Here is a 14,412-nt window from a genome sequence, read left to right as displayed (position 1 = left end):
GTGGATGCACAGATGAAAGCGTTCAAGAATAATTCAGGTAGATGAGTACAGAAGCGATCGCGCTATTAAAACCAATGCATTCGGACCCGTAGAGAATTCCTTCTTTACCGCTCGGCGCAATCTGAACGCACTATTTCTGAATTACAGCGACCTGATTACCCCCTGAGTAGGGTGACGATCGCACTGACGAGTTGTTGTGGCTCTAGCGGTTTCGTCAAGTGCTTTTGATATCCAGATTGCAGCGCTTTTCTCTGATCGATTTCTGCGGCATAAGCAGTCAGCGCGATCGCCGGAATCGTTCCGCCCTGAGCCGGTGGGCGTGAGCGAATTTGTTGCATCAGCATATAGCCATCGATTTCTGCCATGCCGATATCACTGATAATCACATCTGGGAGCGATTGATCGAGTGCCTGCAACGCTTCTGAGCCAGAGGCAGCAGCAATCACGGTTGCCCCCTGTTGTTTCAGCAAAAAAGCCTCAAACTCGCGGGTATCGGTATCGTCATCCACGAGCAAAATCTTCACATTTTGCAGGCGCGCTTCTGATCGAGCTTGAGCCTCGGTGGGTTCAAGCTCGATCAGACTTGCCTGTCGCGTCGGCAGCTGCACACTGAACGTTGCGCCTTGATGCTCGCCTCTACTTTCTGCTTTAACCGTACCGCCGTGCAGCTCCACAATTTGCCGCGCGATCGCCAACCCCAACCCGAGACCGCCAAATCTGCGAGTCGTTGAGCCGTCTTCTTGCCGAAAATACTCAAACACATGGGGCAGAAATTTTGGACTGATTCCCTTACCCGTATCGATAACTCGAATTTGTGCCATCGCATTGCCCAAGTCGCCTTCGGCAGCAACTCGCCTCAGTTGGACCGTCACCTGTCCGCCACTGTCTGTAAACTTGACTGCATTGGTCAGCAGGTTCCAGACGACTTGTTGCAATCGGGCAGCATCGCCAGAGACCGGAGCAGCGTCTGGGTCAAGGTCAAGCATAATTTGAATGTTTTTCGCGTCTGCCGCTAAACGTACGGTTTCAACGGCAGAAACAATGACAAATGCCAAACTAACCGGAGTCGCGGTCAAAGTGAGCTTGCCCTGCATGATGCGGGAAATGTCGAGCAAGTCCTCAATGAGTTGCGATTGTAGTTTGGCGTTACGCTCGATCGTGGCTAAGGCATCCATTTGACGGGCGGGAGCGAGGTTGCCGTTTCGCAGCAGGCGTGTCCAGCCTAAAATCGGATTTAGGGGCGATCTCAGTTCGTGAGACAGCACAGCGAGAAATTCATCTTTGATGCGATTGGCGTTCTCGGCTTGCTCCCGGGCAGCTTGTTCCTGTTCAAGAAGCTGCAAACGGGCTTGCTCAATCTGCTTCTGGGGTTCAATGTCGGTACAAGTTCCAAACCATTGACGAATGCGACCTTGCTCATCTTTGAGCGGAATCCCCTGCCCTAAGAACCAGCGATAACTCCCATCGTGGCGACGAAAGCGATACTCTATCTCGTAGAATTGACCACTGTTCACGGCTGCCAGCCAACGATCGTGAGTCATCTCCAAGTCATCGGGATGAATAATGGATAGCCAGTTTAAGCCGTGCATTTGCTCAGCGGTCAAGCCCGTGTAGTCGCAAAATCGCTGGTTGACGTATTCATTGTGTCCTGCTGCATCAGTAATCCAAATAAACTGCGGAATCGCTTCTGCCAGCAGTCGATAACGGGCTTCACTTCCCCGGAGTTCTGCTTCGGCTCGTTTGCGCTCGTGGATATCAATCGATACGCCAAACCAGCGAATAATCTCGCCCGTTTGCAAATCCCGGTAGGGTTCAGCGCGAACCAGAAACCAGCGATAGGTTCCTGCCGCAGAGCGAATCCGGTGTTCGACCGAGAAAATGCCTCCCGTGCGTCGCGCTTCGTTGAATGCTGTGATTGTGCGATCGCCATCGTCTGGATGAACGAAATTAGCAGCGACTTCTGCGGCAGTTGTCGGTTCATAAGGAACGCCGGTGTAGTTGCTCCATTGCTTGTTGAAGAACTCAACCCGCCCCTCTGTATCGGTGATCCAGACGATCTGCGGCACAGCATCCGCCATCAATCGAAACCGCTGTTCACTTTCGCGTAAGGCTGCCTCTGTCCTAGCACGTTCCAGCTTTGTCCAAATGCGGCTTGCCAATTCCTGCATCAAGGCGATCTCGTCATCGCGCCAATCATACGGAACCGGATGAAAAACCGTGAGCGAAAACTTCCATTCGCCGTCACGAATGAGCGGAATGTTCAGTTCTGCCCCAATGCTCAGGGCGGCATATTTCCCCGAATCAACAATGCGAGGGTCAGCAGCCACATTTCGCACCACAATCGGCTGTCCGGCTTGTGCCGTATGCAGAAATTCCTCGGCGACAAATTGGGGCAGGGCATACATACCAAGTTTGGTTGGTATGTCGGTTTGATGCCAGTGATGATAGATCACAGCTTCGTCAGCCCGCTCATTAATTTCAACAAAAGCGCAGCTTGAAATGTTGAGATAGCGATGCAGGCGATCGCCCACCATTTGCACAATGTCGCCCACTTCTGTAATTTCAGCTAGGTCATCGCGAACGGTTGCCAGGAATTCAGCGTTTAGGGTTGCCCACGTCCGATCGGTAATATCCCTAAATAAGACGGCAAACTGTTGACCCTGGGGAGCATTGATTGGTGTCACATAAACGTCAAACCAGCAATTCAACGCCTGCAAGTAGCTTTCAAATCGAGTCGATTCACCCGTTCTGACGACGCGGGCATAGGTTTCAAGCCAGAAAGGTTCGAGCGTGGGAATGAGTTCGCTCACGACTTTACCGGTGACTTGCTGTAATCCGGTCAGGATTTCAAAGGCGGGGTTGACTTCAAGAACTCGATGGTCGTAAGGTTTACCCGTTTCGTCCACCATCAGTTCGCACACGCAAAACCCCTCGTCGATCGAATCAAACAGCGTGCGATATCGCTGCTCACTATCCCGCAGAGCTTGTTCGGTGCGTTTGCGCTGGGTGATGTCTTGGAAAACACAACCGACCCGGCGGCTGTCTGCATCGCCAATTTTGAAGGTGTAGAAGTTAAACCAGGAATCGAGCGGCTGGGTGTACAGCTCTTGTCGCTCAGCAATTCCGGTTTGAGCCACCCGACCATAGGCTTCCCACCAGGCAGACTCGTAGTTTGGGTCAATCTCCCGCAACGATCGTCCAGCCAGGTCGAGTCCGGTAACGCGCTTAACGGCTGGATTCGCTTCGAGATAAAAAACATTGAGCGGGCGATCGTCTGCGTCAAAAATGACATCGGCAATAAAGTAGCCTTCGTCGATCGACTCAAACAGCATCCGGTACTTTGCTTCGGATTCGCGCAGGGCGGCTTCAGCGCGAGCACGTTCGACGGCTGCCCACGTCCGTTCTGCGGTTTCTTCAACTTGTTTAACCTCAAGTTCTGTCCACTGACGCGGTGTGGACTGATGAACGGCAAGCAGGGCAACGAATTGATTGTTTTTGATCAGCGGCACATCGATATGGGCAGCAATATCGATGTCTCGATACATTGCCTTTTCGCTGTCTGTATATTTAAGGCTGTTCGCTACATCGGGAACGATCGCCGTTTGCCCCGCTCGATGGTCCTCGGTTAAGTTGCGTCCGAAGTCTTCTAAACGATAACGCCCGCTCAATTCAGCAACGTGATTGGTATAGTTTTCATGAACGATGACTTCATGGCCGCTCGGTAACACTTCAACGTAGATGACACGGCTGGCTCCCAAAGACTCACCCAGAATGCGAGCGGCGGTAGCCTGAATCTCGTTCGCATCGGTGAGCAGGCGCAGCGCATCGGAGAGTGTGACTCGAAAGGCATCGGCTTGGTCAGCTTGGCGGAAGGTGGCTATTGGGGTGCAATTCTGTGGCGGCACCGATACTTGCTGCATCTGTTCGGATCTTTGATCTTGGTTGAGTTCAGCTAATCGACTCTGTACTGCTGTTTTCAAACTCTCTGACCAGGTTTCGATCGCGCCCAGAGGTGTTTGTGACCAATCGTGCGATTTCAGCAGCGCACTGGTCTCGCCGTTCCCTGCAAACAGGTTGTCAGCCATTCCCTTTTGTTCCTCTGCCCTCATGCTTTGAGCTCCCTAGCGGGGAAGTACTTCCTTTGCATCGCTTGGGCACGCTCTTGTAACGCTGCGTCGGGCGACTGGGACAACTGATGGAGTAGCGTATCAATTTGCCTCAGTGATAAGGGCGAAGGCGTGGCGTTTCCTTTCCCAGCGATTGATCGTGGGAAAGGAAACGCCACGCTGAGTCGCAAGCTTTTCCTGAGTCAGCTTCAAGGTCTGCCGGAGTTCCCGAATCAGTTGACCAATGGCTGGCTGTTCGATCCCTAAATATTCCTGATGAAAAGCCACATCGTTCCCACTTTATAAAGTTCTTTATGTGTAAAAACTTTGGTTGGTTTTTGAGGAAAAATCAATCCGTCTCAAGATCGAAGTGGACTTAGAATTGCAACAGAACACCACCTTGTAGGGGTGCTGAAGTCGGCTCCACGCAGTAATGAGAACGGTGGCGAACAGTTGGAAATGCTGGCAGGTTAAGCGATCTCTGAAACGAAGTGCGATCACTTTAGAGTTCGTCTAACGCTTGCTTTAGCATTTCTAACTCTGCATCAATAAGAGCGTATTTATCGGCACTCGGTTCAATAGACCCACCAAGATTAAGGATCGTCTGCTCTAGCGTTGCCAGCGATCGCTTGAGATTTGAAATCGTAGTCGCATACTCTTGCCGCAATGCGCTACTCATCGAGTCTTTATTCGTAGCTTCTAAATTTGCAATTTGCTGACGTAGAGAAATAGCCCGTTCTTCTAGTTCTCTCGCTTGCTGATTTGAGTTATAGCTTGACTGAGACTTAGGGCTGTTCATTTCGGAGCGAACAATGCGACTGATGCGATCAAATGTACCCATACTTAGAACCCCCTAGATTGATGAAGTATCTTTGTGCGCGATCGCAGTTGCAAGGCTGCGCCCAACTGAGTTTGTGCCTACTTTCCATAATCCGGTCGAGATGAAGGAAGCACTTCACTCTACGGTTTTCTTCCTACACGTCCTGATCCTTCACAAAATCTTTGCCTCAATAGAAGAATTCAGCGCGATCACGCCCTCAACAGATGAATCGCGCCGCTCTCCCATAAGTCCCCAAGCTACTAGCCCAACCTGAAACGCCAGAATCAGCCATGCTTCGATCGTCATGGGCGCGATCGCGGGTTCAGAATTCATTAGAAAATCGATTTCTTCCATCGCCACTGGAAATAAGGGACGGGTTCAGCGTTCCTAGATTGAGTGCGATCGTGCTTAATACGGCTCACCTTACAAGCCGGAGTCAGTTGTAAAACTGGGTCAAGTTCTTACATATCAATACTTCCAGCGATTCTTTACGGAGTCACCGGAGTCAATTTTTTCTATTCTTACGCGAGAGAAACAAAAAATATTTTCACTAACTGAATGGGTATCAAGACAGAGAAAAAAAAATATTAGAGACGGTGGAGTAACTTCCACTAAAACTGACTCCGGTGACTCCAAAGAATAAATGAAACTCAGTAGTAGGGTGCGTTTCAGCAATTCACAACTGGCTCCGAAGTGAGTCCAAATTGAGTCAAAACTGACTCCGCCATGCAGCAGCTAGGGTCACTCAGAACCCAATTCAAGAATTATCCAATTTCGTTTCGGTTTAGGGCTGATTTAGGGCTAGGCTCTAAATCATTTTCCTGAAACCTATGGGCGATACTGGATTTGAACCAGTGACCCCATCCGTGTGAAGGATGTGCGCTACCCCTGTGCCAATCGCCCGAATCTTTATAAAGATATCACAGATTGCTTCCGATCAATCAAGCTCAATTCTTAAAAATCAAGTTTCGCAAAATTCTTTGTCCCCAGGTTGACACTACCAGCAAAACCGAATATAGTACCGATGTACTAAATACACTTGTATTGCCCTTATCTTGTTGAGGAAAACGCCATGAACGGATTAGGCACTCGCAGCAGACCCCGGAAAGAAACCAATGGAACTGTGTCCCATCGTACGATCGCGCTTGATGCTGGCAACTACGATCTCAAGTTTTGGAACGGAGCAGGACATCCAAGAGCGATTCGATCGATGAGGTTTCAATTACCGCAAGGACGCGATCCGGTGCGTTATTCTGACCAGTCGCCGCTGATTGAGTTGCCGGATGGAACTCGCTATCATTTTGGCACACAAGCGTACAAATATCGCCGTCAACAGCAAACGGTTGTAGAGAATAAAGTTGATCTAGCGAGATTGCATCTATATGCCTGTTTGGAGTCTGAGCGGGATGAGGAGATGAGCCGATTTCCGCTGCACGTTTATGCCTCTACGCCTGATCCGAGCCGCAATGCAGACACGATCAAATCTCAACTGCTGGGAATGCACGAATTTAAGCGGAATGGTATTCCGTTTAGAATCACAGTCGAGCACGTTGAAGTAGAACGCGAAGGAATTGGAGCTTATCGCTATGCTCAACAGTTAGGACTCATTCCTGATAGTGGTTATACGATCGTCGTTGATATCGGTGGTGGAACGTGGCTAACACGGCTGATTGATGCGGAAGGAGATGTGATCGATGAAAACGTGATGGATCGAGGAGGATCGTATGAGCTTGCAACAGCGATTAGCTTCGATCGACGGCTGATTGATGCGTTGGGAACCACAGTTGATCCGGCAATTGTGATGGATGGATTCAAATCGGGGCATACCTATGCGGATACAGGATTATCCTGGTCGCTCTGGCTGGAAGAGTATCTTGATCCTTGGTTTAAGGGAATTTTTCAAACAATCAAAGCACAGTACACGCCTTATATGCCGCGCGTCACCCGATTTCTAGTCACAGGCGGAAGCTCACACTTAATTGCAGAACGACTCGCAGGGCGAAAGTTATTTGCAGTGATGCCTGATCCACAGTTTACCAATGTTCGAGGATTGTACCCGGTCGCTGAAGGGTGGCAGCTATGTATGACAACAAAATAAGACTCAGCAAGGATGTGATCGAAAAGGCAGAATTGATTGCCGCAGAATGGGGATTGAAAAATGCAAGAGCTGCGATCGAAGCTGTATTTCGCAAGTATGCAGATGATTATCTGTATGGACGATCGCAAGGAACCTCTGTAATTCAAAGATCACAACCGATGATAGCGGTCGATCGCGATAGTCAGTCAGTTCCGTGTGAAGCGATCGAGGAGCTAGATGATTTGCTAGGACTTTAGTTAGGACTTTAGAGCGATTGGGCTGAACGGTATCTAAAGATGCTCTAAATCTTTAGATACCGTTTTTTATGCGGCATTGAATGATTTATCAGTCAGATTTATCTATAAATTTGATACAGGCAAATTCATAAATCTATGTCGCAATATATTCTAAGACGACTTCTTGGCTTGGTTCCTGTTCTATTTGGAATTACATTAGCGGTATTTTTATTGCTGCGATTGATTCCGGGCGATCCGGCGATCGTGCTTGCGGGAGAACGGGCAACGCCAGAGCAAATCGCTGCCTTGCAGACTCAACTAGGACTCGATCGCCCCTTGTGGCTTCAGTATTTCGCGTTTGTTGGCAATCTATTGCAGTTGAAATTAGGCAATAGTATTTTGAGCGGCATTCCCGTGATCGATGAAATTCGATCACGCTGGGCAGCAACCTTTGAATTGTCGATCGCGGCGATTCTAGTGGCAATCGTTCTTGGAATTCCAGCCGGAATCATTGCTGCCGTGCAGAAAAATCGCTGGCAAGATCAAGTGACGATCGCGGGGTCATTGCTCGGTGTGTCGCTTCCGGTATATTGGCTGGGATTGTTGCTAATTTACCTATTTTCAATCACGTTGCGATGGTTGCCTCCGAGTGGGCGGATTAGCGTTGAGACTGGATTCAACTTCCAACCGATTACCGGATTTTATCTGCTGGATACAGTGTTAAGGTTGAATGCTCCAGCGCTGATCGATGTGATCGCGCATCTGATTCTTCCAGCATTAACGTTAGGGACAATTCCATTGGCGATCGTCGCCCGTATTACCCGGAGCGCGATGTTAGATGTGTTGTCACAGGATTATATCCGGACAGCAAAAGCGAAAGGATTATCGAATTATTTAGTGATTCTGCGTCATGCGTTGAAGAATGCACTGTTACCGATTAATACCACGATCGGGCTTCAGTTCGGAACCTTGCTAGGGGGTGCGATTCTGACAGAAACAATCTTTTCGTGGTCGGGGATCGGCTCTTGGATTTACGAAGGCATTTTGGCGCGAGATTATCCGGTGGTGCAAGGTGGAGTGGTGTTTGTGGCGATCGTCTTCGTGTTGATTAATTTAGTCGTGGATCTGTCTTATGCGCTTATTGATCCAAGAGTTCGATATGAGTAGAAACCGCTCTCTTCTGCGATTCTGGCGATCGACTTCTGGCAGAACCGGGCTGATTCTTACTCTGGTATTGTTTGCACTCGCGCTGCTTGCGCCGATTCTTAGACCTTACATTCCCGCAGGCGATCGCGATTTTATTGCCCGATTACAGCCGCCAAGCCCCGTTCATTTACTGGGAACTGATGGACTGGGGCGCGATTTATTGACATTAATTTGGCATGGAATTCAGACATCGCTGTTCATTAGCTTGGTTTCGGTGGGAGTTGGAGCCGCGATCGGGGTCTTTTTCGGTTTACTCGCGGGCTATTTTCGCGGTTGGATCGAGGCGCTGATTGTTTGGCTTACAGATATTTTGCTGGCGTTTCCGTCGATTTTGCTAGCGATCGCCATTGTCACTACGGTCGAGAGATTCACCTTCAGAATTAACGATCTAGTCATTTTCAATCACACCTTGACGAGTCTGCAAAAAGTAGTGATTGCGGTCGCGATCGCACAAATTCCGATCTATATTCGCCTCACTCGCAGTCTGGTGCTATCGCTCCGAGAACAAGATTTCGTGCAGGCGGCAACTGCGATCGGGGCGACGGCACCGCAAATCATTGTGCGGCACATTTTGCCCGGAAGCTTAACTCCGATCATTGTTCAAGCCTCTTTATCATTGGGAACGGCGACGCTCGAAGCAGCCGGTCTAGGCTTTTTGGGGCTGGGGGCACAACCTCCAACCCCAGAACTCGGCACCCTGTTATCTGATGCGTTTCGCAACGGCTACGCGCTGACTTCCCCCTGGACAACGATTTTTCCGGGGTTAGCGATTACGATGATTGTTCTAGCGTTTAACTTATTAGGTGATGGATTGCGCGACGGGTTTGATCCACGATCGCAATAGTCAAAAATGCTATCCTGTGTTTCGTCACCTGTTCCACCTGCTATGAAAGAAATTCAGATTCTACTTGAAGCGCTAAAAGATCCAGACGAAGAAGTGCGATCAGATGCAACTCAGGCGTTGTGGCAGATTTGGTTTGCTCAAAAAGGAGTCACAGGACTGCAAACGCTACAACGAGCACAGGTGCTACTCGAATCTGGTGAAGCAATGCAGGCGGAAGCCGTGTTATCTGAGTTGATTGAACAATTACCGGATTTTGCAGAGGCTTGGAATCGACGGGCGGTATTGTATTTTGTGCAGCAACAATACCGCAAAGCGATCGCCGATTGTCAAAAAGCGATCGAGCTAAATCCAATTCACTTCGGCGCGTGGCATGGATTAGGACTATCCTATGCAGCACGAGGGGAATATCGAGAGGCGATCTCTGCGTTTCGGCAGGCGCTAGAGATTCAACCGTATGCGATCGAGAATCAGCGCTTGATTTTGGAATGTACCGCTAAACTGAGCTAAGTTAAACGACGAGACAGCGTAGTCTAGTAGTGTTCTAGACCTGTGGAAGTTTCTAAACGGGAAGCCCGAATTCATAGCGGTTCATGAATAACCCGATAAAAATGTCATGAATGTCTACTGAGTAAACGAGCTACTGCCCTTAATTTCCTGTCCAGGTGGAACTTCAACTCTCTACTTCTCTTTTATTAAGGAGATGATTACATCCACTAACTTCTCCGGCTCCACTGGTTTAGCAACGTGCCCCTGGAATCCTGCTGCGAATGCCTGTTGTTGGTTAAGTTCCCCGGCGTAAGCTGTTAGCGCAATTGCGAGAACATCCCCGTTGTCTTCTGGCGATCGTCTTCTAATCTGACGTAAGAGTTCATAGCCATCCATTTCTGGCATCCCAATATCGCTAATGACAACATCAGGCTTGAATACATCTAAGGCTTCTAGAGCTTCGATCGCAGAAGTTGTCACTTTTATTTCTGCTCCGGCTTGTTCCAGAATGGCAGAAACCAGTTCTTGCATATCGGCTTGATCATCCACCGCTAAAACTTGTAAACCCGCCAGGGGAAAAGCTTTTACTGAGGAGCTTAAAGGCTCAGGCTGACCTGAATTTTCTCCACGCCGATTTTTTGACGCTGGTAATAGAACAGTAAATGTTGCCCCTAATCCTTCTCCAGGACTTTCTGCCTGAACCGTTCCGCCGTGTAGTTCTGTTAAGTGCTGAACGATCGCTAACCCTAACCCCAATCCCCCAAACTTACGGGTTGTTGCGCCGTCCTCCTGTCGGAAGTATTCAAACACATGGGGTAGAAACTGCGGAGCAATTCCTTTTCCGGTGTCTTGAACTTGAATTTGAACGTGAGTATTGGTTTGGGCTAGTCGAATCTCTACGGTTCCGCCTGACGGGGTAAATTTGATTGCATTGCTGAGCAAATTCCAGACCACCTGTTGAAGACGAGCTACATCTCCTGAGACCAGTTCAATCTTACTGGCGATAACCTTCTGTACTTCGATCCCTTTTGCTTCAGCAGCCAAGTGTACGGTTTCCAGAGCAGCATCAACGACTGTGACTAAATTGACTGGACAAGCATCCAACATCATTTTGCCGCGCAGAATCCGCGAGACATCGAGTAAATCATCAATGAGTTGGGTTTGCAGCTTGGCATTGCGCTCGATCGTTTGCAGGGCACGCCTTGTTGCTGCTTCATCAAACTGATGCGCTTGCAGCAGCTTTGACCATCCCAGAATGGGATTGAGGGGCGATCGCAGTTCGTGAGACAGCACTGCCAAAAATTCATCTTTAATCCGGTTGGCTTGTTCGGCTTCTCTCCGGGCATTCTGTTCGCGTTCTAACAATTTTTCGCGCTCTTGCTCGGCTTGCTTTCGCTGCGTGATATCTTGCACAACTCCCAGCATTCCGAGAACCTGCCCGAACGAGTCGTACTGAGCACGTCCCTTTGCAGCGATGCATCGTTCTGTTTCATCCGGATGAATCACTCGATATTCAACGTCGTAGTCGCTGTGTTCAGCGATCGCTTCTTCAACCTGTGAACCTGCTCGCTCTCGATCGTCTGGATGAAGGAGCTTTTGCATCTGGGTCCAGGTCATATAAGGTCCTGGTGGAATGCCAAATATCTCAGCCGCTTGCTCTGTAAATGTCACGATGTCGGTTGCTACGTTCCAACTCCAGTCTCCCAGTTTTGCAGCCGCCAACGCCAAACTTAACTGCTCAGTACTTTCTTTTAATGCTTTTTCCGCTTGTTTGCGCTCGGTAATGTCTGTACAGGTGCCAAACCAGCGAATGACTTGACTTTGCTCATCCAGCATCGGCAAGGCGCGGGTGAGATGCCAACAGTAGCTACCGTCCGCTCGTCTCAAGCGATGTTCTACGTCATAGCTGGTCTTTTGCTCAGCGGCTTGACTCCACCGACTGATACTGTCGGCGCGATCGTCGGGATGAATAATTTCCTGCCAGCCCAATCCCTGAGTTTGTGCCAGGGTTAGCCCGGTGTAGTCGAACCAGCGAGGGCTGTAATAATCAACCCAACCTTGAGCATCCGCTGTCCAAACCATTTGCGGAATCGATTCTGCGAGAAAGCGAAAACGCTGTTGGCTGGCGACGCGACGAGATCGACCCAACTCCAAATTCGTGGCCACCCGTGCCAGCAGTTCTCTCGCGCTAAAAGGCTTGACCAAATAATCATCGGCTCCTGCTTCTAGTCCCTCAACGGCAGCTTCTTCACCCGCTCGCGCTGAGAGCAGCAGAATTGGAATCTCGCGAGTTTGGGAATCAGCCCGGAGTTGCCGCAGCAGTTCAAAGCCATCGAGCCTAGGCATCATCACATCGGTGAGCACTAAATCCGGCAATTGGGCACGAGCCGATTCCAGGGCAGCTTGACCATCGGCAACCGCTTCGACCTCATAGTGTTCCTTCAAGAGCCGTTGCAGGTAGTGACGCATATCCGCGTTGTCATCGGCTAACAAAATTCGGGCAGAAACACGCGCAGGTACCCCTGCTGAGTCTTCGCTGCGCTCCACAACCCACTCTAAGGCTTCTTCGACATAAGCTGCTGCGCCTGTAGCCGTTGAAGCCTGGATTCGGACGGATTGAATCTGCTCCGACGGCAGGTGAGCACACCCGATCGGCAATCGTACAACAAAAGTACTTCCTTCCTTTTCCACACTGCTCGCAGTCACCGTTCCCCCATGCAGCTTGACCAATTCCTGCACCAGCGACAGTCCAATGCCCGAACCTTCATAGGAGCGACCCCGCGCCCCGGCAACCCGATGAAACCGTTCAAACAGACGGGGCAACTCATGAGCCGGAATGCCAGTTCCCGTATCTTGAACGACCAATTCAACCGCAGCGTCTACCGGACGCAGTGACACCGAGATCTGTCCCTCAAAAGTAAACTTGAACGCGTTGGAGAGCAAGTTAAGGACAATCTTCTCCCACATTTCGCGATCGACATACACAGGTTCCGGCAGCGGAAGACAATTCACGACCAGCTGCATTCCTGCTTTCTCGATCGCCGATCGAAACACACTGGCGAGATCAGCCGTCAGGCTTGCCAGATCTGTTGCTTCATAAACGGCTTGAATGCGCCCCGCCTCAATCCGAGAAAAGTCGAGTAAGGTGTTGACCAGCTTTAACAAACGCTGGCTGTTGCGATGCGCCACAGCAATTTGTTCTCGTTCAGCAGCAGGCAACTGGTCACTCTGAAGCAAATCCTCGAGCGGATTCAGCATCAAGGTCAGCGGTGTGCGAAACTCGTGGCTGACATTGGAAAAGAAAACTGTTTTTGCCCGATCGAGTTCTGCCAGCATTTCGGCGCGGCGGCGTTCTTCTTCATAAGCCTGAGCATTGCGGATCGACACGGAAACCTGTCCAGCCAGCAGCTCATAAAACGACTGGTAGCCTTCATCCAGCCCACGGTTCGGACTGATGCCGCAAATCAGCACTCCTAGCGGTGCAGCCACATTCGACGACGGAATCGGTAAAGCGATCGCCTGGCTCACGCTTTCATTCCAGGGTCCGCCAGCAATGGTGATATCTCGATCAAGTTCTGAGACGATCGCGGTTTGACCTGCCATCGCTTTTGCGAGAGACCATCGATCCGCTGTGTCTGCCAGTGCTTCTGAAAGCAGGACAGTTGTGGGAACGATCGCCGCATTGCCGTTCATCCCCACGCTGCCGCAGAGCTTTAGGGTTTGGTCGTTGGAGTCGCGCAAGTAGATCAGGGCAAAGGGCACATCCAGCGGACATTCCGCGATCGTCGCCAGAATATCCTGACAGGTTGTATCCACACTCCGCGTTTCCCCTGCCCGGGCTGCCAGGTCGCGCTGCAAACGCAACCGTCGCTCTCCTAATACCTGCTGCGTCACTTCGCTACAGACACAGAGCATGCCGCGAATCTTGCCTGCATCATCTTCAACGGCGCTGTAGGACAAACTAAAATGAGCTTCCTCGTTGTAGCCGGAGCGGTTCACTGCGAGCATCTGGTCTTCCACCCAGTTGGGAACCCCAGTCGTCATAACTTCGGTAATCATCGGACCGATCACATCCCAGGACTCAGCCTGAGTTTCCCGGATCGATCGTCCCAGCGCATAGGGATGTTTCGTGCCAATCAGATTGATATAAGCATCGTTGTAAATCTGAATTAGCTCCTGCTCCCACAGCAAGATCATGGGGTAACGCGAGCCTAACAGCGTACGAACGGTTGATTTCAGGCTTTGCGACCAGGATTCAACAGCCCCCACTGGCGTTTGTGCCCACTCCATTGCCTGCATCCGTGTTCCCATTTCCCCAAACTTGGGAAAGGGACTTGTTCTGTGTCTGTTCATTCGCTTTCCTTTCTCTTCTTCATATTAGGCATTTCGCGGCTCGAGTGGGGGAAGCCGTCAGTCCCGTCCCTTTATAAATATTATGCTTGCTTCTGCTTGCCGCCGTGCCGCCAAAGTCCTTGCCGAACTAATGAATGAACAATTTTTTGAGTTTCCTCTGTTTCACAATGCGTATACAAGCATCCCCGGGTCAAACCTGAAAACGAGAAGAGTATCCTGTTCCAAAATCTGGCAGCTAAATCATTAGGTCATGTTCTAGCGATTATCTTGCTCCCCCTGAACGC

The 14,412-nt window shown here is 50.2% G+C and carries 10 protein-coding genes and 1 tRNA gene; 5 read left to right on the top strand and 6 right to left on the bottom strand.

Annotated elements, in window-relative coordinates; genetic code table 11:
• Positions 1-155: 155 nt before the first annotated feature.
• The 5 genes from NC980_RS23410 to NC980_RS23390 all read right to left on the bottom strand — a co-directional run bounded on the left by NC980_RS23410 (position 156) and on the right by NC980_RS23390 (position 5,829).
• Positions 156-4,109 (bottom strand): PAS domain S-box protein, encoded by a 3,954-nt coding sequence (locus tag NC980_RS23410; RefSeq protein WP_190375750.1) that lies wholly within the window; start codon positions 4,107-4,109, stop codon positions 156-158.
• Positions 4,110-4,208: 99 nt separating this feature from the next.
• Positions 4,209-4,394: a helix-turn-helix transcriptional regulator gene (locus tag NC980_RS23405; RefSeq protein ID WP_347272571.1), complete on the bottom strand. Its 186-nt coding sequence runs from the start codon at positions 4,392-4,394 to the stop codon at positions 4,209-4,211.
• Between the two features lie 214 nt (positions 4,395-4,608).
• Positions 4,609-4,947, bottom strand: coding sequence for a hypothetical protein (locus tag NC980_RS23400; protein ID WP_190375749.1), 339 nt, complete (start codon positions 4,945-4,947; stop codon positions 4,609-4,611).
• Positions 4,948-5,097: 150 nt separating this feature from the next.
• Complete coding sequence (locus NC980_RS23395; RefSeq protein WP_348254077.1) at positions 5,098-5,259, bottom strand: hypothetical protein; 162 nt, start codon at positions 5,257-5,259, stop codon at positions 5,098-5,100.
• 498 nt (positions 5,260-5,757) lie between these two features.
• A tRNA-Val gene (locus tag NC980_RS23390) sits at positions 5,758-5,829 on the bottom strand.
• A 169-nt stretch (positions 5,830-5,998) separates the two neighbouring features.
• Here NC980_RS23390 and NC980_RS23385 point away from each other — a divergent pair.
• From NC980_RS23385 to NC980_RS23365, 5 genes are all read left to right on the top strand, one after another.
• Positions 5,999-7,024 (top strand): ParM/StbA family protein, encoded by a 1,026-nt coding sequence (locus NC980_RS23385; RefSeq protein WP_190375747.1) that lies wholly within the window; start codon positions 5,999-6,001, stop codon positions 7,022-7,024.
• Positions 7,006-7,260, top strand: coding sequence for a hypothetical protein (locus NC980_RS23380; RefSeq protein WP_190375746.1), 255 nt, complete (start codon positions 7,006-7,008; stop codon positions 7,258-7,260). Before NC980_RS23385 ends, NC980_RS23380 begins: the two co-directional genes overlap by 19 nt.
• Positions 7,261-7,395: 135 nt before the next feature.
• A complete protein-coding gene (locus NC980_RS23375) occupies positions 7,396-8,406 on the top strand; it encodes an ABC transporter permease (protein WP_190375745.1) in 1,011 nt (336 codons plus the stop codon).
• A complete protein-coding gene (locus NC980_RS23370) occupies positions 8,399-9,289 on the top strand; it encodes an ABC transporter permease (RefSeq protein ID WP_190375744.1) in 891 nt (296 codons plus the stop codon). Before NC980_RS23375 ends, NC980_RS23370 begins: the two co-directional genes overlap by 8 nt.
• Before the next feature lie 42 nt (positions 9,290-9,331).
• Complete coding sequence (locus tag NC980_RS23365; RefSeq protein ID WP_190375743.1) at positions 9,332-9,796, top strand: tetratricopeptide repeat protein; 465 nt, start codon at positions 9,332-9,334, stop codon at positions 9,794-9,796.
• 171 nt (positions 9,797-9,967) lie between these two features.
• On the opposite strand, the gene NC980_RS23360 is transcribed toward NC980_RS23365, so the two are convergent.
• Positions 9,968-14,128, bottom strand: a complete 4,161-nt coding sequence (locus NC980_RS23360) for an ATP-binding protein (protein ID WP_190375742.1) — start codon at positions 14,126-14,128, stop codon at positions 9,968-9,970.
• Positions 14,129-14,412 lie beyond the last annotated feature (284 nt).

The sequence above is a fragment of the Leptolyngbya sp. AS-A5 genome (assembly GCF_039962495.1).
GTDB lineage: Bacteria > Cyanobacteriota > Cyanobacteriia > Leptolyngbyales > Leptolyngbyaceae > Leptolyngbya.
The sequence above is the reverse complement of the archived record's forward strand: the minus strand, read 5'-3'. Positions and strand labels throughout refer to the sequence as shown.